This is a genomic window from Diplocloster agilis, assembly GCF_019042275.1.
GTDB lineage: Bacteria > Bacillota > Clostridia > Lachnospirales > Lachnospiraceae > Diplocloster > Diplocloster agilis.
Genome location: NZ_JAHQCW010000041.1, coordinates 1 through 22998, shown reverse-complemented (window position 1 = coordinate 22998; position 22998 = coordinate 1). Strand labels below are relative to the sequence as shown.

The 22998-nt window shown below is 48.1% G+C and carries 18 protein-coding genes; 17 read left to right on the top strand and 1 reads right to left on the bottom strand.

The window, feature by feature from the left end:
* The first annotated feature begins 5 nt into the window (after nt 1-5).
* The 7 genes from lon (at nt 6) to pfkB (ending at nt 7871) form a co-directional block, all read left to right on the top strand.
* The gene (gene lon / locus KTH89_RS19595; protein WP_238722824.1) at nt 6-2324 is read left to right on the top strand and encodes an endopeptidase La; all 2319 of its coding nucleotides are present in this window, start codon (nt 6-8) and stop codon (nt 2322-2324) included.
* 12 nt (nt 2325-2336) lie between these two features.
* On the top strand, nt 2337-2927 hold the full coding sequence (gene yihA, locus KTH89_RS19590) for a ribosome biogenesis GTP-binding protein YihA/YsxC (RefSeq protein ID WP_238722823.1): 591 nt from the start codon (nt 2337-2339) through the stop codon (nt 2925-2927).
* Entirely contained in the window at nt 2917-3867 is a 951-nt protein-coding gene (locus tag KTH89_RS19585) for a metal ABC transporter substrate-binding protein (protein WP_238722822.1), read from the top strand. The genes yihA and KTH89_RS19585 overlap by 11 nt, the downstream gene beginning before the upstream one ends.
* Nucleotides 3868-3870: 3 nt before the next feature.
* Nucleotides 3871-4635 (top strand): metal ABC transporter ATP-binding protein, encoded by a 765-nt coding sequence (locus tag KTH89_RS19580; protein WP_238722821.1) that lies wholly within the window; start codon nt 3871-3873, stop codon nt 4633-4635.
* A complete protein-coding gene (locus KTH89_RS19575) occupies nt 4632-5465 on the top strand; it encodes a metal ABC transporter permease (RefSeq protein ID WP_158347626.1) in 834 nt (277 codons plus the stop codon). Before KTH89_RS19580 ends, KTH89_RS19575 begins: the two co-directional genes overlap by 4 nt.
* A gap of 167 nt (nt 5466-5632) precedes the next feature.
* Complete coding sequence (gene ytvI, locus KTH89_RS19570) at nt 5633-6754, top strand: sporulation integral membrane protein YtvI (RefSeq protein ID WP_238722820.1); 1122 nt, start codon at nt 5633-5635, stop codon at nt 6752-6754.
* Nucleotides 6755-6878: 124 nt separating this feature from the next.
* The gene (gene pfkB / locus KTH89_RS19565) at nt 6879-7871 is read left to right on the top strand and encodes a 1-phosphofructokinase (protein WP_238722819.1); all 993 of its coding nucleotides are present in this window, start codon (nt 6879-6881) and stop codon (nt 7869-7871) included.
* Here pfkB and KTH89_RS19560 read toward each other — a convergent pair.
* Nucleotides 7813-9612, bottom strand: a complete 1800-nt coding sequence (locus tag KTH89_RS19560; RefSeq protein WP_238722818.1) for a glycoside hydrolase family 2 protein — start codon at nt 9610-9612, stop codon at nt 7813-7815. The two genes, pfkB and KTH89_RS19560, sit on opposite strands and share 59 nt — an antisense overlap.
* 273 nt (nt 9613-9885) lie before the next feature.
* Between KTH89_RS19560 and KTH89_RS19555 the strand changes: the two genes are divergently transcribed.
* The 10 genes from KTH89_RS19555 (at nt 9886) to putP (ending at nt 22641) form a co-directional block, all read left to right on the top strand.
* Nucleotides 9886-13287, top strand: a complete 3402-nt coding sequence (locus tag KTH89_RS19555; RefSeq protein WP_238722817.1) for a DUF4214 domain-containing protein — start codon at nt 9886-9888, stop codon at nt 13285-13287.
* A gap of 274 nt (nt 13288-13561) precedes the next feature.
* Entirely contained in the window at nt 13562-14284 is a 723-nt protein-coding gene (locus tag KTH89_RS19550; protein ID WP_158347633.1) for a WecB/TagA/CpsF family glycosyltransferase, read from the top strand.
* Nucleotides 14281-15144 (top strand): YitT family protein, encoded by an 864-nt coding sequence (locus tag KTH89_RS19545; RefSeq protein ID WP_158347635.1) that lies wholly within the window; start codon nt 14281-14283, stop codon nt 15142-15144. Before KTH89_RS19550 ends, KTH89_RS19545 begins: the two co-directional genes overlap by 4 nt.
* Nucleotides 15145-15331: 187 nt before the next feature.
* The gene (locus KTH89_RS19540; protein ID WP_158347658.1) at nt 15332-16420 is read left to right on the top strand and encodes a PucR family transcriptional regulator; all 1089 of its coding nucleotides are present in this window, start codon (nt 15332-15334) and stop codon (nt 16418-16420) included.
* A gap of 18 nt (nt 16421-16438) precedes the next feature.
* Complete coding sequence (ftsE, locus tag KTH89_RS19535; protein WP_158347637.1) at nt 16439-17131, top strand: cell division ATP-binding protein FtsE; 693 nt, start codon at nt 16439-16441, stop codon at nt 17129-17131.
* Nucleotides 17121-18029 carry a permease-like cell division protein FtsX gene (ftsX, locus tag KTH89_RS19530; RefSeq protein ID WP_158347639.1) on the top strand — a complete coding sequence of 303 codons (909 nt, stop codon included), beginning with the start codon at nt 17121-17123 and terminating at the stop codon, nt 18027-18029. The genes ftsE and ftsX overlap by 11 nt, the downstream gene beginning before the upstream one ends.
* 9 nt (nt 18030-18038) lie before the next feature.
* The gene (locus KTH89_RS19525) at nt 18039-19208 is read left to right on the top strand and encodes a murein hydrolase activator EnvC family protein (RefSeq protein WP_158347641.1); all 1170 of its coding nucleotides are present in this window, start codon (nt 18039-18041) and stop codon (nt 19206-19208) included.
* A gap of 64 nt (nt 19209-19272) precedes the next feature.
* A complete protein-coding gene (locus KTH89_RS19520; protein ID WP_238722816.1) occupies nt 19273-20598 on the top strand; it encodes a S41 family peptidase in 1326 nt (441 codons plus the stop codon).
* 28 nt (nt 20599-20626) lie between these two features.
* Nucleotides 20627-20989: an ArsR/SmtB family transcription factor gene (locus KTH89_RS19515; protein WP_158347645.1), complete on the top strand. Its 363-nt coding sequence runs from the start codon at nt 20627-20629 to the stop codon at nt 20987-20989.
* A 95-nt stretch (nt 20990-21084) separates the two neighbouring features.
* Complete coding sequence (putP, locus tag KTH89_RS19510; RefSeq protein ID WP_158347647.1) at nt 21085-22641, top strand: sodium/proline symporter PutP; 1557 nt, start codon at nt 21085-21087, stop codon at nt 22639-22641.
* Nucleotides 22642-22998: the final 357 nt, after the last annotated feature.

The following is a 22998-nucleotide window of genomic DNA, read 5'->3' as shown; positions in this document are numbered from 1 at the left end:
GCGGTATGAGTGAGCTTATTCGACATTTACCGGCGATTGCACTCAGGGGAATGACAATTCTTCCGGATATGATAGTACATTTTGATGTAAGCAGAGACAAATCGATCAAGGCTACGGAAGCTGCCATGCTTCAGGACCAGAATATTTTCCTGATCGCGCAGAGGGACGCGGAAGCGGAGGAGCCTCAGCAGGATCAGCTCTATAGAATCGGGATCATCGCGGTGATCAAACAGATCATCAAGCTGCCCAACAATATACTGCGGGTGCTGGTGGAAGGGATCGAACGCGCGGAGCTGTCGTATCTGGAAACAGACGGGGAATATCTGAAAGCTGAGGTAATCCGGTTTGACACGGAGGAGATGGAAGAGATTCCCGAAAACAGCCGGGAAGCCATGATCCGGAATTTAAAAGAGATCTTCGGCCAGTATGCGCTGGAAAATCCAAAGATTGGAAAAGAACTGATCAAGCAGCTGCTGGAGATAGCGGATTTGAAGCGGCTGGTAGATCAGATTGCCATCAATATCCCGTTATATTACGAGGAAAAACAGAAGATTCTGGAAGCGGTCAACCTGACGGCCAGATATGAGCTGCTGAGTGTGATTCTGAGCAATGAGGTGGAGATCAGTAAGATTAAGAACGATCTTCAGCAAAAGGTAAAGGAACGCATAGATAAAAATCAAAGAGATTATATCCTTCGGGAGCAGTTAAAACTGATCCGGGAGGAACTGGGCGAAGATAACACGGTATCCGACGCGGACCGCTTCGCCGAGGAACTGGAGACATTAACGGCCCGGGATTCCGTCAAGGAGAAGATCCAAAAGGAAATCCAGCGCTTTAAAAACAGCGGGCAGAATTCATCGGAGTCCGCGGTTCAGCGGGCATACATTGAGACCCTGTTAGAAATGCCCTGGGATAAGAAGTCCCAGGACAAAGAAGATATCAAAAATGCGAAACAGATTCTGGAAGAGGATCACTATGGCCTGGAGAAGGTCAAAGAGCGGGTGCTGGAATTCCTGGCGGTCCGCAAGCTGACCCAAAAGGGCGACAGCCCGATTCTGTGCCTGGTGGGCCCTCCCGGGACCGGTAAGACATCCATCGCCAGATCTGTGGCCAGAGCGCTGGACAAGCAGTATGTCCGGATCTGCCTGGGCGGCGTGAGGGATGAGGCTGAGATACGCGGACACCGCCGTACCTATATCGGAGCCATGCCGGGCAGAATCGCCGCCGGTCTTCGGCAGGCGGGAGTGAAGAACCCGCTGATGCTCTTAGACGAGATCGACAAGGTGAGCAGTGACTATAAAGGAGACACGTCCTCCGCGCTTTTGGAGGTGCTGGATTCGGAGCAGAACTGCCATTTCCGGGATCACTATGTGGAAATCCCCATCGACTTGTCCGAAGTGCTGTTTATCGCCACGGCCAACGACGTAAACGCGATCCCAAGACCTCTGCTGGACCGTATGGAACTGATCGAGGTGGGCAGCTATACGGAAAATGAAAAGCTGCATATCGCGAAAGAACATCTGTACCGGAAGCAGTTGGAGAAACACGGCCTGACCCCGGAGCTTTTAACGATCAGCGACGGAGCCTACAGCAAGATGGCCCGCGGCTATACCAGAGAAGCCGGCGTGCGTAACCTGGAACGGAAAATCGGCGAGATCTGCCGGAAAGCGGCCAGGGAGATCATGGAAGATCACAAAAAGATGGTCCGGATCACGGAAAATAATCTGGGCAAGTACTTAGGAAAAGAGCGGTACGTCTTCGACATGGCCAACGAAACCGACGAGATCGGTATCGCCAGAGGCTTAGCCTGGACCAGCGTGGGCGGAGACACCCTCCAGATCGAGGTCAATATCATGCCGGGCAAAGGAGAATTCCGTCTGACCGGCCAGATGGGGGACGTGATGAAGGAATCCGCCCAGGCGGGAATCAGTTTCCTGCGCTCCATCAGCAAAGAATATAAAATACAGGATGATTTCTTTAAGAAAAACGATATTCACATACATATCCCGGAAGGGGCGGTTCCCAAGGACGGTCCCTCCGCGGGTATTACCATGGCAACCGCCATGCTCTCCGCCATGACGAAGATTCCGGTCCGGGCGGATGTGGCTATGACCGGCGAGATTACGCTGCGGGGCCGTGTGCTCCCGGTGGGCGGGCTCAAGGAGAAGATCCTGGCCGCGAAAAATGCCGGGATTAAGATGGTTATGGTGCCGGCTAAGAACAAACGGGATATCGCGGAGATCTCCCAGGAAATCAAAAAGGGCATCGACATCCGGTATGTGGAAAATATGACGGAAGTATTGGAGAATGCCCTGGCAAAGTAGGTGAGACAGCCCATGATCATAAAAAATGTAAGTTTGGAAACCGTCTGCGGAATCACCAGCAAGCTGCCGGAAACGGACAAGCCGGAGATCGCCTTCGCGGGCAAATCTAATGTGGGGAAATCCTCCCTGATTAACGGCCTGATGAACCGGAAGGCCCTGGCCAGAACATCTTCTTCGCCGGGAAAGACGCAGACCATTAATTTTTATAATATTAACGATCAGATGTACCTGGTGGATCTGCCGGGCTATGGTTACGCGAAGGTATCTAAGTCGGAGCAGGAAAAATGGGGGAAGATGATCGAGCGTTACCTGCATGGATCGAAGCAGCTAAAAGCCGTGTTCCTGCTGATCGATATCCGCCACGATCCGTCCGCCAATGACCGGATGATGTACGACTGGATCAACCATCAGGGGTTCCGGCCCATTATCATTGCCACGAAATTGGATAAGATCAAGAGAAGCCAGCTGCAAAAACAGGTCAAACTGATCCGCACCGGTCTCGGGATGCCGGCGCAGGCGCCGGTTCTGCCTTATTCCGCATTGACCAAACAGGGCAGGGAAGAGATCTGGGAGTATATGGAGCAATTCATCAATGAAGAATAAATATGTATTTACAGGAATCCTGCTGGCGGTGATCACTGCGATCAGCGCCGCGGTGATTCATTTTGTCACAATTACAGAAGAACCGCATGAGGAAAGGGAGGGAACACTTGAAGTGGTCACCTCCTTTTATCCTATGTATATCGCGGCCGAGAACGTCATCGGGGATATCCCCGGCGTACAGCTTACCAATATGACCGGACCCCAGACCGGTTGTCTTCACGACTATCAGCTGTCTCCGGAAGATATGCAGACCTTGTCCGGCGCGGATGTATTTATCATCAACGGCGGCGGGATCGAGAGCTTCCTTGACACAGTGCTGAAAAATTATCCCGGTCTGCCGGTGATTACAGCCAGTGACGGGATCTCTATGCTGGAGATGAAAACGTTTGGCGCAGGTCATGAGGAAGACGGCCATGAAGGGCATGACCATGGGGATGAGAATCCCCATGTGTGGATGGATGTCTCCAAATATATGCAGGAAGTGGATAACATTGCCGGGGGACTTGCATCCCTTGATCCGGTTCATGCGGAACAGTACCGCCAAAACGCGGAGGCGTACCGCAAAAAGCTGGAGCCGCTCCGGGTGGAAGCAAGTAAGATCACCGGGAAAACCGGACAGGCCAATATTATTATTTTCCATGACTCCTTCGCCTACTTTGCGGACGCGTGCGGGCTTCAGGTGGCGGAGGTTATCGAGATCGAGGAGGATAATACTCTGAGCGCCGGCCAACTGGCCCATCTGATGCAGGTGATCAAAGAAAAAGAGGTTCAGTTGCTGTTTGTGGAAAAACAGTACAGTACGAAGGTGGCCGAAGCGGTTGCAAAAGAAAGCGGAGCCAAGGTATACATCCTGGATTCCCTGGTCACCGGTGACGGGGATCCCGACAGCTATATCCGGGGAATGGAAGAAAATCTGGCAGTATTGAGGGAGGCGCTGTAGCTTATGGGAATACACACAGAGCCCTGCGGCCTGCACTGTATAAAGATGAATCATATCGGTGTGGTCCGGGGAGGAAAAGTGATCCTGGAAGATATCAATATCCATATTCACTGCGGAAAATTAAATGTCATAATCGGCAAAAACGGCGCGGGCAAATCCACACTGGTGAAAGCAATGTTAGGAGAGATCCCCCACACCGGGGAGATCGTCTTTACGAACCAGGAAAACGGTCAGGTGCAGAGCCTGCACATCGGTTATGTACCCCAGAGTATAAATATCGATAAGAACACCCCCACCAGCGTATATGATCTGATCGCCGGTTTTTCCAGCCGTGTCCCCGTTTTCTTAAAAAAGAGCCGGAGAGAGTACGAAAAAATCCGGGAGCAGCTGTCTTATTTTCAGGTGGAGCATCTGATCGACGAGCAGGTCAGCAACCTGTCCGGCGGTGAACTTCAGCGTGTGCTTTTGTCCCTGGCGACTATCCAGGAGCCGGATCTTCTGATTCTGGACGAGCCTGCCTCCGGCATCGACCAAAACGGCATGGCCAAATTCTACCGTACGATCTATGACTACAAAAATAATCATGATCTGGCTATTATTCTGATTTCCCATGATCTGGAATACGTGGCCGAATATGCGGATGAGGTAATCCTTCTGGACACCAGGATTTTAAAGGACGGCCCGCCTGCAAAAGTCTTTGAAAGCGAGGAGTTCCGGAGCGTATTCGGCTCCGTCCGCTATCCATTAGAACAGGAGGGAGCGAAATGATCTATGAACTGCTGGAATCCGTCCTGCCATTTTCCTGGGTACAATACGATTTTATGAAACAGGCCTTTCTGGCCATTCTGCTGATCACACCGCTGTTCGGAATCCTGGGCACCATGATTGTGAATCACAAAATGGCCTTTTTTTCCGACGCCCTGGGACACTCCGCCCTGACCGGCGTAGCCGTCGGCGTCCTGTTCGGCATCCCGGACACGAACCTTTCCATGCTGATTTTCGCGGTGCTTTTTGCCCTTGCCCTGAACCAGATCAAAGGCCGGAACCTGATGGCCACCGATACGGTCATCTCCGTGTTCTCCTCGTTCAGCATCGCTGTCGGATTGGTTATCCTGGCCCAGGGAGGTAATTTCAGCAAATATTCGAGCCTGTTGGTCGGCGATATCCTTAGCATTACCCCGCGGGAAATCCTCTACCTGGTCCTTCTGCTCATAGGAACGTTTATCTTCTGGATTCTGTGTTCCAACCAGCTGAATTCCATCAGCATTAACCGCTCCCTTGCCGCCAGCCGGGGAATCCGGGTGAAGCTGATCGAAAACCTCTTCGCGGTCTGCATCGCGGTGATCGTCATGCTCTCCATCAAGTGGGTGGGAATCCTGATTATCAACGCGCTTTTAATTCTGCCCGCAGCTTCCGCCAGGAACATATCCGAGAACATGCGGGAGTACCATTTCTTCTCTATTCTGTTCTCCCTGTTCTCGGGCATTGTAGGCCTCATTATATCCTATTATGTTAACACGGCCACCGGTCCTACCATTGTCATCATTGCGTCGGTGATCTTCTTCGCTACGTACTTTTATTCAAGGCATGGGAAGTAGAGGACAGCTTTTCCTGCGGCAGCTTCCTCTTGTAGCGTCCACAGTTCTTTGATAAAATAAAATCAGGTAGAAGAATCGTCCCATAACAGTTCTAAAACTCTGGACTTAGAAATATAACTTACAAGATAGACAAGCCTAAAAAATTGGAGTGGGGAAGGACAAGGGTTATGAATAAGGCCACGAAATACTTGAAGACGATATTGAATCTGCTGATCTGGATTGTAGGATTAGTGCTGCTATGCTATTTCGCTCCGAGACTGATCGTATTCTTCATGCCGCTGGTCATAGGATGGATCATTGCGATGATCGCGAATCCTCTGGTGCGGCTGTTGGAGCGCAGGTTAAAAATCGTGCGCAAGCATGGCTCCATGCTGATTATTATCGGGACACTGGCGCTGGTGGTGCTGGCTGGGTATCTGGCTATATCCAAAATTATCACCGAGCTGGGGAGCTTTGTAGGAAATCTGCCGGAAATGTACGAGTCCGTATCCATGGATTTTGCGCAGGCGGGGCAGAAGCTTTCCATTTTCTTCCAAAAATTGCCTCAGGGCGTGCAGGATTGGTGGGCGGAGGTGTCCGCTGATTTTGGCAGTTACGTCAGCGGGATTATGCAGGGAATCGGCAAGCCGACCGTGGCAGCGGCCGGTAACATCGCGCGGAACCTTCCGTCCGTGCTGATTTCAATTATATTCGCTGTTTTATCCGCTTACTTCTTTATCGCCGACCGGGAGAGAATCCTGGCGTTCTTCCGGCGTCACACGCCACAGGGAATCCAGAAGAAAGTGGACATGATTACCGGAGATTTTAAGCATATTCTGGGAGGATATTTCAAAGCGCAGTTCAAAATCATGGGGATCGTAGCGCTGATCCTGTTTATCGGATTTGTCTTTTTGGGCGTGAACTATGCGGTTATCTTCGCGATTCTCATTGCGATCCTTGATTTTCTGCCTTTTTTTGGGACAGGAACCGCCTTGATCCCATGGGCGCTGTTTAAAATATTGACGTCGGATTACCGGATGGCCATCGGCCTGATGATTATCTATGGCGTAAGCCAGCTGGTGCGCCAGCTGATCCAACCGAAGATGGTGGGGGATTCCGTGGGACTGGATCCTTTGATGACTCTGCTGTTCATGTTCCTGGGATACCGGATCGACGGTGTGCTTGGGATGATTCTGGCGGTCCCGCTGGGCCTGATTATCCTGAATCTGTACAAAGCAGGTATTTTTGACGATATCATTCGGGATGTAAAAAGCCTTGTGGATGATTTTAATTCGTTCCGTAAAAATTAAAAGATAGATCTAAAGTTAAAACCAGAAGATATATAACAGATGATATATAACAAAATATAAATACTAAAAGATAAAATCTCCAAATAACTACTATAAGAAATCCAAATGATTAGGAGAAGGCGCAATGATATACACCGTAACGTTCAATCCATCCTTAGATTATATCGTATGGGTTCCGAAACTGACAGACGGAGCCACCAACCGGTCTGAAGCGCAGGCCTTGTATCCGGGGGGGAAGGGAATCAATGTGTCGATTATGCTGTCAAATCTGGGATATGCCAGCAAGGCGCTTGGATTTTCGGCAGGATTTACAGGAAGAGAAATAGAAAGACTGCTGGAAGAAAACGGCTGCGATGCGGAATTCATCCCGCTGCACCAGGGAAATTCCAGAATCAACATAAAAATCAAGTCTGCGCAAGAGACCGAAATCAACGCGCCGGGTCCCCATATTCCATCGGAAGCTCTGAACGAGCTGTTTCAAAGGCTGGATGCCTGCGGCCCGGAGGATATCCTTGTATTGGCCGGAAGCATCCCGAAATCCCTGCCCTCCGATATCTATGAACAAATCATGTTAAGACTCCGGGGACACAAAACGCGCATAGTGGTAGACGCCACCGGCGACTTATTAAAAAACGCGTTAAAATACCATCCATTCCTGGTAAAACCAAATGCCGCGGAGCTGGAAGAACTCTACGGCATCCGGTGTGACACGATGGACAAAATAAAGCAGGGCGCGATGCGGGTACGGCAGGACGGCGCTCTGAACGTGCTGGTATCCCTGGGAAAAGACGGCGCCCTTCTGATAGACCAGCATGGCCGGCTGCATACCTCACCGGCCCCTTCGGGCACATTGGTAAACTCTGTGGGTTCCGGCGACTCGATGGTGGCCGGATTTCTGGCCGGATACTTAAAGGAGCAGGACTATGCCGTAGCGTTTCGCATGGGAATCGCCGCGGGCAGCGCCACCGCCTTCCAGGAATGGCTTGCCACAAAAGCCCAGGTTCTCAAGGAGTATCAGGCGCTCAAAGAGTATCAGCCGCTCAAAGAGTATCAGCCGCTCAAAGAGTATCAGCCGCTGCAGACGCCTTCTCAAACATCTCCTGAATTTCCCGGTTGATCCTGCGGACCGTCTCCTTATTTATCTTGAGCACCGCGCGGTCATAGGTGAACAGGCCGTTGATCTCATCCTCCACATCGCTGACCTGAGTATACACGGCCGCGCTCAGCCCATGTTCCACGTTTCCCAGCACTTCCTCCCGGTAAAGCTTCTCATAAACTTCCGTCAATTCTTCCCGGCTTTTTAGAATCCGGTATCCAAACAAACGCCTGGAGACCATATGTTTCCGTGAGGGACAGCTATACCCCCCGAATTCCGTCAGCGCCTGAATTCGTCCGCAGGGATCCTTCTTCATTCGGAACCTCCTATTATATACATGATAGCTGCGGATATCCCCGGCGCCCTGGTCATACCAGCCGCTGGCATGATCGATCAGCCTGGTGGGATCCAGTTTGTGCAGTGTCTGTGCGATCCGCACCGCGTCAAACTGTCCCCAGCCCTCGTTAAAAGGAACCCAGACGGCCAGACTTACCACATTATATAATGCCTTGACCGTATCCCTCATATTTTTCTCAAATATCCTGCGCCCTAGAGGATCTCTTCTCCCGAGCAGCTTATACCGGTCATCCTTCACCTCCACTCCCAGAAAAGGAAGATTCTGAGTCATCCAGATATTAAACGGCCCTCCGCCGCTGACAAAATCCTGCCACACAAAAATTCCCAGCCGGTCACAGTGATAATACCACCGCATCGGCTCGATCTTAATATGCTTGCGCAGCATATTAAACCCCAGCGCCTTCACCCGGCTCAGTTCTTCCACAATCGCCTCATCCGAAGGCGCCGTATAAAGCCCGTCGCTAAAATACCCCTGATCCAGCAGCCCATTGTGAAAAACCGGCCGTCCATTCAATGCCAGCCTGGGATAACCGTGCGCATCCATCATCATGCCGAACTTACGCATACCAAAATAACTCTCCACGCAGTCCTCCCCAACCGTTAAAATCACACGATAAAGAAATGGGGACTCCGGGCTCCAGCTCTTAAACTCCGGAACTACCGCCCGGATCCTGTTACCCTGAAACTTTTCCCGCACCACAGCCGTATCCCCGTCAAAAATCTCCAACAGCACCTCCGAAGGCGGCAGCTGCCCCTGAAAAAACAGGGTAAAATCCACACATCCCTCATCATAATGAGGAGTAATCTTCAGATCCCGGATATAGACCTCCGGCACATACTCCACCCAAACCGTCTGCCAGATCCCGCTCTGGGGAGTATACCAGATTCCGCCCCGCTCCATTCGCTGTTTCCCGTAAGCCTGCAGTCCGCCGTCCGATTCATCCGTCACCGCCAGCTGGATCAGATTCTCCCCCTCCTTCACAAACTCCGTAATATCCAAGGAAAACGGCCAATAACCACCCTCATGCCTGCCTGCGGTATTCCCATTACAATACACCGTGCAGCACTGATCCACCGCGCCAAAATGAAGCAAAACCCGTTCCCCTTCCCCCGCATCAAAGCGCACCTTTCTCGAATACCACAAAGTCTGTCCCGGTTCCAGCCTCCTGCCCACGCCCGACAAAGCGCTCTCCGGAGAAAACGGCACCACGATCTCCCCGTCAAAACGCGCGGGAATCCTCCCCGGCACCCCCTCCAGAATCGCGTACTCCCAAACTCCGTTCAGGTTCTCCCAATGCTTACGCATCAGCTGCGGCCGGGGATGCTCCGGCAACGGACACTCCCTGTCCAACTTTTTTCCCCACTTAGTATATAATTGCTTTAACGATATTGTAGTTTCTTTCATCTGCTACACACCTTTCAATATTTCATATTAATAATATCTTATAATAATAACGTACAATACACAAGATACCATCACAAGATGTATAATCAATAAGGTAGAATAAGATTTGTACAGTGAAAAATCCTGATTATATGATTATAACTGTAACATGTCATACTGGTCCTTTTGTTAATAATATGCTAGAGTATAAATTAAGCGGGCGTAAACAAATAATGAAACAATGACGAGATATGGTATAAGAACACCGGCTAATATTTATATTAGGAGGAAGATATGAGAAAGTTACTAAGTTATTTTTGGAAGATAGCTATTTGTATGTGTTTTGTGCTTTTAATACAAATGCCAGTTTATGCAGATGAGGTCATTGACGAAGATCAAATTGATCCGCAAGACCTTCTGAACATAGAATTTGACCATTATGAGAATGAAAGCAATCCACATCCATACTCAAATCTACCTTTCACTAAAATAGATAATATTGTTATATTTGTTAGATTTCAGGACAGTAGTGAGTATGTAAATTCTACGACGGCCGGATATGCAGATATGACATATAATAGTGATGAGACCTCGTTAAAAAACTATTTAAAGCGTATTACTTATAACGAGCTTACTATTACAACATCTTTTTACCCCAATACTGCTGGTTCCTATTCATCGGTAAAAGTTTCACATAATTCGACTTATTATAAAAGACAATACGTGGATTCCTCGACCGGTTTGGTAACAGATGGATATACAAATGAAGCAGAAAGATATTCCAGAGAAGTAGAATTGATTACAGAAATCATGACAATTGTGAAACCACAGCTTGAAAATAGTGGATTAAATCTGGATTATGATAATGATGGTTCCATTGACGGAATTTCCTTTCTTTTTCCAACTTATGCGGCAGGCAGCCTGGATCATATTGAACATAACGATTTGCTTTGGCCGCATAAGATAACGATGAGTCCCGGTGAAATTCCAGTAGAGGTGAATGGAAAATACGTCTGCACCTATAATGTTCTAAATAAAGGAAGTATGAGTACTGGGATTATGGGTAGTAATCTGCGCTTATCCCGTGTTATTGTACATGAATTTATGCATACGCTAGGACTTCCAGACTTATACCGCTATTATGATATGGATGCCAAACCACTTGGACCATGGGATATCATGGATGGGGGGGCCACTTATCCGGCAAATTTAACAGCTTATTATCAACGGGAATATTTGGGCTATGGTTCAAAACTGAAAATTTATAAAGAAACTACAGAGAATATTACTTTACAGGCCGCAGAGTATCTTGATCCCAATGAAAACTATGCGATTATAGTTGAATCAGATCGTAATCCAAAAGAGAGATTTGTAATAGAAAATCGGCAGATAGAAGATGGTAATCAAGATACTCAAAAATGCAGTGGTTTATTGGTCTATAGAATTATGAATGATCCGAACGGACCGTATGATTCTGAGGGGAATAAAAGTGGTTCAGATTTTATATTTGCCTTCCGGCCCAATGAAAGTAATGTGAATGTGGGGGATGGTGATATTGGATATGCGCCTGTTTCGCCAACTAATGAAAAGGGCTTTACTACACTTGGCAAGACGTTGGGAACCGAAAATCAGGGATATGATAATAAAACCATCTATTATAAAGATGGGAGTAACAGTGGTATCATTATCGATAATATCCGTATAAATACGAATAACTCTATTACTTTTGATTTATCTATGCCGGAAAGCTTAAAGGGGGAGGGGACCCAAAACAATCCCTACGAGATTTATACACCTAATGATTTAAGAATGGTAACAGCTGGTACAGCGAATACCTATTACCAGTTAATGAAAGATTTAGACCTATCTTCTGTCAATTTTACAACGTTAGATCATTTTGCAGGTGTTTTAGAAGGGAATGGAAGAATAATCAAAAATCTGTCTGTAACAGGTGCGTTTGGCGCTGGATTGATTGACAGAGTAGAAGCAGGAGCTGCAATTAGAAATCTAAATTTTGAAAATCCGATAATTCATGCTGAAAATGGCTATGCCGGTATCTTTTCGGATGTGTCTGGATTATTACAAAATATTGCAGTATATGGAGGCAATATCTCGTCAAAGTCGCGTGCCGGAGGTTTGGCAGGAATATTGAATGAAGGAAAAATAATAGATTCTTACACATCTGCTACTGTAACTGCTAACCATGCCGGCGGATTAATATCATATTTAAACGGCGGTGAAATAGACAGCTGTTTTGTTCAGGGGGCTGTAAATGGTTCAGGGCAGAATCCAGTAACAGGTGCTATATTTTCCTATTGGGTGGAGTCACTGAAGAGTAAAGTTTATAATACTTATTGGGATATGCTAAAAACCGGACAATCAGCTAATGGAAAAATATTTGGTAATAATAAACCGAGTACACTGGCAGGTAGTTATGGTTTACAGATTAAAACCGATACAAAGTTCAACGTTGGAGATATTGGTTACCCATCTCTTATATGTTCAGACCATGGAGTGGTACCCTCCGGATCATGGTCAGTAGAAGATCCGAAGGTTCTAAAATGTAATACATCAACAGGCGTATTTACCTGTTTAGCAGCTGGAACGTCATTGATCACGTATAAATTTGATATCGCTGGACGAATGTGTCAGCTGAATCAAAATATTATAATAGAAAGTATTCCAGTATCAGCTATCAAATTAAATAACAATAAAATTACTTTAACAAAAATTGGAGAAAGTTATAAACTTATAGCTTCGATTCAACCGTCTGATGCTACTGATAAAACGGTCATATGGAAAAGTAGTGCTCCTGCAACAGTTTCAGTTAGCAGTTCAGGGACAATCACTGCAAAAGGGAAGGGTAAGGCTTTGATAACTGCTACAACGCGAGATGGTAATAAAGTAGCCGAATGTGATGTTCTGGTTGAGGTACCTTCACCGCCGGTAACTCCACCGGTTAAATATACTCCTGTAGAGCAGTTTGTAATTCGTCTTTATCAAAAGATAATGGATAGAAATTTTGATGCAGACGGTTTGAGTTATTGGACAAACCGATTGCTGAACCAACAGAACACGGCGGCACAGGTTGTGGAAAGGTTCATGGCCAGTGATGAATTTAAACAAAAAAATCTTACCAATAAAGAATACATTGAAATTTTATATGATGTTTGTTTAAATCGTAAATATGATTCTGACGGATTGGTGTATTGGAATAAATTTTTAGAAAATGGTGCATCGCGGAATTATGTTCTGAACGGATTTATTCGTTCTCCAGAGTTTGCCGGAATCTGTAAGAACTATGGTATTGAACGTGGAACCATAACACTTACGGAACCAAGAGATCAGAGTATTAATTTAACTATGTTTGTCAGTAGACTTTATCGGGAAGGATTAGGGCGGAAGATCGATGTGGAAGGTTTGAATTATCATATAAACGAAATTCTATCAAAACGTGTGTCACCAGTTCAAACCGCACGGAATTTTATCCTGTCACAAGAGTTTGTAAACAAACAGCTCTCAGATGATGACTACATCAAAGTATTGTATCGTACTTATATGGGAAGGGATTTTGATCAGGACGGATTGGACTATCACAAAAAACGGCTTCATTCTGGAATTAGCCGGGAAACCTTATTGATCAATTTTTCTGATTCGCCAGAGTTTAAACAAATTATGAGCCAGTTTAATTTATAGTTTTTCTGTCTCAATATAACTTAATGCCCTATCTAAAAAGATGGCACCCTGACAGCACAAAATTCCCACTTGCAAAGTAAAAGTCGGTTTGATATACTGGGTACGTATATCTGGTTATAAATGAAATAAGCGGGGGCCCCCTCCCGCGATTTTCGGGTCTAAGATCTCAAATTTATTGAGTGTGGAATGTTCAAAAAGACAAGCGCCGGTCCCAGATAACTGGCGTACACACTGATTGGACTGCCTGCGTTTGATAGGCAAGAAATCTGGAAAGATGAAGGCAGACAAACTGCCGGGTGATAAGATGAGTCAGGTTATGAATATTTTGGGATTGCAGATTATGGACTACAGCGCACAGGAAGCATTGGAGCTGGTAAAAGAATATCTGGAAAATGACTGTCTGAACAGCCTGGAGCTATTGACACCGGAGCTTTTCGTGGCGGCGGATGAAGATCCGGAGTTAAAAGAGGCGATCCGGTCTATGGATCTTTGTATGGCCAGAGAAAAAGAGATTCTCAGTATACTGGAGATGCCGGACCCGCAGCGGGTGCAGGAAATTGAAGACAACGTATTCCTGCGGGAATTGATGAAAATGCTGCAAAGCGAGCGTAAAAGTCTGTTTTTACTGACGAATACGGAATTGGAACTTGAAAAATTCCACGAATATATGACGGAACATCATCCTATGGTTCCAATCGTTGGCAGCTGCGCCACGGAAACAAATACCGGGGATGAGGATGTCATTGTGAATGAGATTAACAGTGTTGTGCCGGATGTGGTATTGGCGGCCTTAACTACTCCGTTTCAGGAAGAATTCGTGATCCGGAATAAGCAGAAGATCAACGCGAAAGTATGGATTGGTTTGGGAAAAAACCAGAAAGGGATGAGTGATACAGGAATAAAAACCAGCTGGCTGAGCAAACTGATTGAGAAGAACATTTTTAAAAGAAGGGTCACAAAGTACCGAGATCAGGAAAAGGAGAATCAGGAAGAATGAATAAGAGAAGTGCCTGGGTGGATTATCTGCTGATCCTGGCAGGTACGGGGCTTATGGCAGTGGCGATCAATGTGATCTATGATCCCAACGGCCTGGTTACCGGCGGATTCACAGGTATCGCCATTATAGCCAAGGAGATGACGGGGACGTTGCTAAAAGGCGGTATCCCGCTTTGGCTTACGAACCTCTGTCTGAATATTCCGGTATTTTTGCTGGCGGCCAAGATAAAAGGAATCCGCTATATAGGCAGAACTCTTTTCGCTACCGTCGCTCTCTCCGCATGGCTATATGTGATTCCGGTGTTCAGCCTGATGATCGATGACCTGGTTCTGGCGTCTTTGTTCGGCGGCGTGATCAGCGGAATCGGAATGGGCCTGGTGTTCCTGGCCAGAGCCACCACAGGCGGGACCGATATGGTGGCGGCCCTGATCCAGCACTATCTGCCGCATTATACGATCGCCCAGATTATGCAGGTGGTGGACGCTCTGGTCGTGCTGGTGGGCGCGTATGTATTCGGAATCAGCAAGGCATTGTATGCGGTAATCGCGATTTTTGTGGTTTCCAGAATGTCGGATGGAATTATAGAAGGATTAAAATTCTCAAAAGCGGCATTTATTATAACAGAACATCAAAAAGAGGTCTCAGATATGATTATGAGCGAGCTGGACAGAGGACTGACCGGTGTTCCGGCCAAGGGGATGTACTCCGGGGCGGACAAGCTGATGTTATTCTGCGTGGTTTCCAAGAAAGAGATCGTACAGCTCAAGCAAATCGTAGTCAAAACGGACCCAAACGCCTTCGTAATTGTGACAGATGCCCGGGAAGTTCTGGGCGAAGGGTTCCTGGAAGTGCATTTGTGAACTGTGTATACCACAAAAAAACAGTTTTACCATAAAAAAGTTGAGGAAATGCATAAAAAAATTCGTATTTCCTCTTTCTTTTTTTGTAATATTGCATTAATATATATGTTAGGTTACTTTTGAATCGCGGGGAATCTTGTGGGCGCTTTGTGAAAAATAACTATATCATGTAGAAGGAGTGAAGCAGATGATATCCAACCAGATACTTCAGAACACAATTGAAGGGTTGAAAGCCATTACCAGAATTGATTTATGCATCGTAGATACGGAGGGGAAGCCGTTGGCCACGACGTTTGCGGGAGCGGAGGTCTATGAGAACGCTGTGCTCGCGTTTGTGGAATCCCCGGCGGATGCCCAGGTAGTACAAGGGTGCCAGTTTTTCAAGGTCTTTGACGACCAGCAGTTGGAGTACATATTACTTGCAAACGGCGGCAGCGACGACGTATATATGGTTGGAAAAATTGCTGCATTCCAGATTCAAAACCTCTTGGTAGCCTACAAGGAACGCTTTGACAAGGATAACTTCATCAAAAACCTGCTGTTGGATAATCTGCTGTTAGTAGATATCTATAACCGGGCCAAGAAGCTGCACATTGAGACGGACGTGCGCAGAGTGGTCTTTATCGTGGAAACAGACCATGAGAAGGACAATAACGTCATGGAAAATATCCGCGGCCTGTTCGGAACGAAATCCAAGGACTTCGTAACGGCTGTGGATGAAAAAAATGTAATCGTAGTGAAAGAAGTGGCCTTAAACGAAGGATACGAGGATCTGGATAAAACCGCGAAGATGATCCTGGACCTGCTGACCGCGCAGGGCGAGACCGACGTGCACATCGCCTATGGTACTGTGGTCAATGAACTCAAAGAGGTATCCCGTTCGTACAAGGAAGCGAGGATGGCCCTGGATGTGGGCAAGATTTTCTTTGACGAGAAGGATATTATCGCATACAGCGCGCTGGGGATCGGCCGTCTGATCTATCAGCTGCCCATTCCGCTTTGCAAGATGTTTATCAAAGAAATATTTGACGGAAAATCGCCGGATGATTTTGATGAAGAGACATTGACGACCATCAACAAGTTCTTCGAGAACAGCCTGAATGTGTCCGAGACATCCAGACAGCTGTATATCCACCGGAATACGCTGGTATACCGCCTGGATAAGCTGCAGAAGAGCACCGGACTGGACCTTCGGGTGTTTGAGGATGCCATTACCTTTAAGATCGCATTGATGGTTGTAAAATACATGAAGTATATGGAGTCGATAAATTACTAATCAGATACAGGAGGTAACATGATCGAATTAAAGAACGTAAGCAAATCCTATTCCACCGGCTCTCCGGCTGTGAAGAACGTAAGCTTACATATCGATAAGGGGGAATTTGTGTTCGTCGTCGGCAACAGCGGTTCGGGTAAGTCGACGTTGATCAAGCTGCTGTTAAAAGAGCTTGAACCCACGGAAGGCAGGATTATTGTGGGGAATAAAGTGCTGGGGGATCTGAAGCGGCGTCAGATCCCAAGATACCGCAGGAATATCGGCACGGTATTCCAGGATTTCCGGCTGCTGAAGGACCGCAATGTCTATGAAAATATTGCGTTCGCGCAGCGGGTGATCGAGACACCGACCAGAAGAATCCGCAAGCAGGTTCCGGCGATGCTATCGCTGGTCGGGCTTGCTGAAAAATATAAGTCATATCCGAAGCAGCTCTCCGGAGGGGAACAGCAGAGAGTGGCGTTAGCCAGGGCGCTGGTAAATGGTCCGGCTATTTTGTTATGTGACGAGCCCACCGGTAATCTGGACCCGAAGAATTCCTGGGATATCATGCAGCTGTTAAGCGAGATCAATGAGCGCAGGGGAACCACCATTCTCGTGGTCACTCACAACCGTGAGATTGTGGATGCCATGCAGAAAAGGGTCGTAACTATGAACAAGGGCGTTATTATCAGCGACGAACAAAAAGGCGGGTATAACAATTATGAGGCTTAGTACAATTGTCTACAGTCTCAAACAGGGACTGAAAAATATATATAGAAATAAAATGTTCTCGCTGGCATCGATTGCCACGATGTCAGCCTGTATTTTTCTCTTCGGACTTTTCTTCGCTATAGTGATGAACTTTCAGAGTATGATCAAAGATATAGAGGCCGGGGTCGCGGTCACCGTGTTCTTTAAGGACAATGTAACGGAAGAGCAGATCCTGGATGTCAAGGGCAAGATCGAAAAGCGGGATGAGGTTTCCAATGTGATCTATGTCTCCGCGGATGAAGCGTGGGAGATATTTTCCAAGGATTATCTGAAGGATGCCGGGGAACTGGCGGAAGGTTTTGAGCAGGACAACCCTCTTGCCAAGGCAGCCAACCTGGAAGTTTATATGAATGATGTGTCCAAGCAGAAAACGCTGGTGTCTTATATCACTTCGTTAGATGAGGTACAGAAAGTAAACCAGTCTGAGATAACGGCCAATACCCTGAGTGATTTTAATATGCTGATCGGGTACGTATCGGTTACCATTATCTTTATCCTGCTGGCGGTGGCCGTATTCCTTATTAGTAATACGGTTACGATCGGTATCGCGGTCCGGAAGGAAGAAATTGCGATTATGAAATTAATCGGCGCGACGGACTTTTTCGTGCGCGCGCCGTTCGTGGTAGAAGGCCTGCTGATCGGCCTGATCGGCTCGGCGATTCCTCTGGGAATCATTTACTACCTTTACAGTAAGCTGGTGGAATATGTGCAGACCCAGTTTATGACCCTTGCAAGACTGTTTGTATTCCTGCCGGCGGAGGAAGTGTTCCATTCCCTGCTTCCGGTTGGGCTGATTTTAGGAGTCGGAATCGGGTTCCTGGGTAGTTTCTTTACGATTCGTAAGCATTTGAGAGTATAGGTGTTGTCCATGACGAAGCGAATATTAGGGGTTCTGTTGTCCGGGGCGCTGATTACAGCCATGGCGGCGCCCGCTTTTGCCACCTCTCTTCAGGATGCGAAGAAGGAAAAAAGCGGAATCGAATCCAATATAAAAGAAGTTGAACAACAGATAAAGGATATGAAGGTGACAAAGGGAAACCTGGAGGATTACATCAAAAAGCTGGATTCCTCCCTGAACCAGATCGTGGATGATCTGGGTTCCCTGGAAGAACAGCTGGCCGCGAAGGAACAGCAGATCTCCGATACACAGGAGGCCCTGGAACTTGCCAAAGAACAGGAGGCCGGCCAATATGAGGCCATGAAGCTGCGCATTCTGTATATGTATGAGAACAGCACGGGTTCCCAGCTCTCGATGCTTTTGGAGGCGGGCAGTATTTCGGAATTGCTCAAGCGGGTGGAGTATATGAGCGCCATGTCTGAGTACGACCGGAAAATGTTGGTGAAGTTTCAGGAGACCAAGGAATATATTGAAGAGACGGAAGAAAAACTGACCCAGGAAAAGACAGAGTTAGAAGAGATGAAGTCTGAGGTTGAGGACCGCAAATCCAGCGTGGAGTCCGCGATCAGGAAAAAGAACGACGAAATCGAGCGGTACGAAAATGACATTGCAGACGCGGAACAGTTAAAAGAGGAGTATGAGCAGGAATTAGCCCAGATGACCCAGGTTATGAAACGGCTGGAGGAGGAAGAGAAAAAACGCCAGCAGGAATTGAGTAACAGCGGGCAAACAGGGCAGACTTATGATAACGGACAGTTCGCCTGGCCGTGTCCGGCCAGCACCAGGATTACCAGCGATTATGGAACCAGGTACCATCCGACCCTTGGATACGAGAAGTTCCACAACGGGATTGATATCGGAGCGCCATCCGGCTCCTCGATACTGGCGGCTTATGACGGCGAAGTTGTCAGCGCCGCATACGATTCGGTCATGGGAAATTATGTGATGATCAATCACGGCAGCGGGTTATATACGATCTATATGCATGCTTCCGCTCTGTACGTATCCTCCGGTCAGAAAGTGTCCAGGGGGGAACAGATCGCGGCAGTAGGTTCTACCGGACGCTCTACCGGCCCCCATCTGCATTTTACGGTCCGGTTGAACGGAAGCTACGTCAGTCCATGGAATTATGTCAGTTAACTGAGAACAGGCAAATTAAGAAGGGCTGTCTTCGGACAGCTCTGCTTCGCTTATAGGAGGCAAGATGCAGGAAAAAAGAGAATGGAATCAGGAAAATGTGCAGGACAAAAATGAGGAGCTAGAGCCGGAAGAGACCCGGTTGAAGGACCCGGGAAACAATCATGGCGTCTTAAAAGGTTTTCTGGGAGGAGTTCTGGTCACCTTGTGTGTCCTGGCCATCGTATTATTTGTTAAAAGTCTGGAGCCAAAACGGTTAGGTACAACGCCTTCCCAGACACCTGATCATACCGCTGCCGGACAGCAGCTTGATACGGAAGCGATTGACCTGAAACTGGAAAAGCTCAAGTCTTTGATCGACTCGAAGTATATGGGGGACGTGGATGAGGAGAAGCTGATAGAAACCCTGTATTATGGCTATGTGGCAGGACTTGGCGATCCCTATTCGGTGTATTTTACAAAAGAGGATTACGTCACCATGATGGAATCCACTACCGGCATCTATAATGGGATAGGCATCCTCATGTCCCAGAATATGAAGACCGGCGTGATTACTGTGTTAAGAGTGTTCCGGGATTCTCCCGCCGAGGAGGTGGGGCTGCAAAGAGGCGATATCCTTTACAAAGTCGCCGGGCAGGAAGTGACCGGCATGGACCTGCAAAGTGTGGTATCGATTGTAAAAACCAGCAACGACGGCGTGGGAACGGTAGAGGTGGAGGTGGTCCGGGAGGATGAGACAGAACCGCTTAAGTTCGACGTGGAACGCCGGGAAGTGACGGTTTCCACGGTAGAGCATGAGATGCTGGATGATGGGATCGGCTATCTGCTGATTACCCAGTTCGACGATCTGGTAACCCAGAAGCAGTTTGCGGAAGCCATGGAGGACCTTAAAAATCAGGGGATGACGTCTCTGATTATCGATGTAAGGGATAATCCGGGCGGGGTGCTGGATTCCGTCTGCAAAACACTGGAGCAGATCCTTCCGGCCGGACTGATCGTCTATACGGAAGATAAATACGGCAACCGCGAGGAGATCAGCGGTGAAGGAAAAACCCCGTTAGATATTCCACTGGCGGTCCTGGTTAACGGTAACAGCGCCAGCGCGGCGGAGATCTTCGCCGGAGCGGTAAAAGACTACGGGATCGGCACCTTGGTGGGAACCACTACCTATGGAAAAGGAATTGTCCAGAAAATCTTTGACCTGGGTGATGATACTGCGGTGAAGTTAACCGTGTCGAAATATTTTACGCCGAAAGGGAATTATATTCACGAGGTGGGAATTAAGCCGGATGTGGAAATTGATTTAAACGACGATCTGAAAAAGATGGCGATCATCCCGATGGATCAGGATAATCAGCTGCAGAAGGCAATCGAGATACTGAAAGGCCAGTGAGCGGCAACACGCGTGCAAGGAGGTAACAATGAGCAATCACAGTGGTGTGGAACGCTGCGAGTATATCCATGTGCATGAGGATATCGTGGAAAAGGTAAAAAACCGAATACCGCCGGAGCAGGAGTTGTATGATCTGGCCGATTTTTTCAAGGTATTTGGCGACAGCACGAGGATTAAAATCCTATATGTTTTGTTCCAGTCGGAAATGTGTGTCTGCGATATCGCGCAGCTGCTTGGTATGACACAGTCAGCCATCTCGCACCAACTGCGCGTGTTGAAGCAGATGAAGCTGGTAAAATTCAGACGGGATGGAAAGACGATCTTCTATTCCCTGGCGGATGATCACATCCAGACGATCATGAACCAGGGGTTGGAGCATATAGAAGAATAAAAGGTGTCCCGCTGACGCTTGGTGTGGGGGATACGGTAAGACACAGCGACAGGAAACTGTTCAGAAAAAAAGAGAAGTGAGGAGAAGAGGAGAGAATGAGTAAAACAGATTTAGTATGGGTTCTGGTGGCATTTGCGGTCTATATGCTGGGAATGCTTCTGATTGGATTTAGTTTTATGCGCAAGACAAAGAATACGGAGGACTACTTCCTGGGGGGCCGTGGTCTCGGTAAATGGGTAGCTGCACTGTCGGCCCAGGCGTCCGATATGAGCGGCTGGCTGCTGATGGGACTTCCCGGCACAGTCTACGCGCTGGGAACCGGTCAGTCCTGGATCGCGATTGGATTATTCCTGGGAACCGTGTGTAACTGGCTTTTTATTTCCACCAGGCTCAGACGGTATACGATCCGTGCAAATAACTCGCTGACACTGCCGGAATATTTTGAAAACCGCTTCCATGACAAGAGAAGGATTCTGCTGATCGCATCCTCTATTGTGATCGTCATCTTTTTCGTTGTCTATACGGCATCCGCCTTTGCGGCCGGCGGCAAGATGTTCAATATTGTATTTGGAGTGGACTATCACATCGCACTTACCATCGGCGTTGTGGTTATACTGGGCTATACCTTCATGGGCGGCTTCATGGCCGTGTGCACCACGGACTTTATCCAGGGGCTTTTGATGCTGGTGGGGTTGATGACGGTTCCGATTCTCTGCTATGCGTTCGTGGGGCCGGCGAATCTAACCGATATTCTGGCTCAGACCAACGTGGCGGGAGGTGTGGATTCCTATCTGAACATCTTCCATAACGGAGGAAAACCGTTTGGATTCATTGATATCATCTCCCAGATCGGCTGGGGGCTTGGCTACTGCGGAATGCCTCATATATTAGTCAGATTCATGGCGGTTAAGAGCGAGAAAGAACTCAAACAGTCCAGAATTATAGCGATTATATGGGTGGCGGTTTCCCTGTTCTTCGGATGCTTTATCGGCATCATCGGAAGAGCATATCTGTTCCCCACGATCCTTGGCACGGAGACCACAGGATCCGCAGAGAACGTATTTATCAATATGATTGTTCAATTGTTTACAAAAGATATCCGTATTCCGTTTATCGGCGGCATCTTTCTGTGCGGCATCCTGGCGGCGATCATGTCCACGGCGGATTCCCAGCTGCTGGTAGCGGCGTCCTCCGCATCGGAAGATCTCTATAAGGGCGTAATCAATCCAAAAGCCAAGGACAAGAATGTTCTCATGTTAAGCCGGATCATCGTGGTCTGCATCGCAGCTATCGCTTATCTCATCGCCTGGAATCCCAACAGCAGCATCATGGGGCTGGTATCCAACGCATGGGCAGGCTTGGGAGCCGCCTTCGGCCCTACGGTTTTACTGTCCCTGTACTGGAAACGGGCGAATCTGGGCGGCGCTATCGCGGGTATTGTCTCCGGAGGCCTGACCGTCATTGTCTGGGATTACATACCTCTTGTAAATGGTCAGACGCTGGGAGCGGTGACCGGCCTGTATTCCCTGGTCATCGGCTTCGCCATCAGCCTGGTTCTGATTGTGGTGGTCAGCCTGCTGACCAAGGCTCCTTCCGCTGAAATGCTTCAGGAGTTTGAGGATGTCAGAAGCGGGAAAATGGAATTGGAATAATTAGGTAGAGCGGCGGTATCCGGGGATGTTCCGGGCGGCCGGGTTCAGGATGACCCGCGGACTTCACGTCCGGCGGGCATGAGCCTCTGAACCGGTGGGCTGTCGCACCAACTTAGCGTTCTTCCTCGGGCTTCCTATGCCTGCTGCTTAGGGCTTGGAACTGTGGGCGGTATCCGGGGACACTCCGGGCGGCCGGGTTCTTTTGTATCTCCCTGGGGGCGCGGAGGGCTAACGCTGCGTATCCGCTAAGTGAAATCGAAAAGCCGGGTTCAGGAACCGAGCCTATTCACCAGGAACACATGATGTGTTCCCGGTTCAGAGGCTCTTGCCCGTCGGACGTGAAGTCCGCCGTGCATC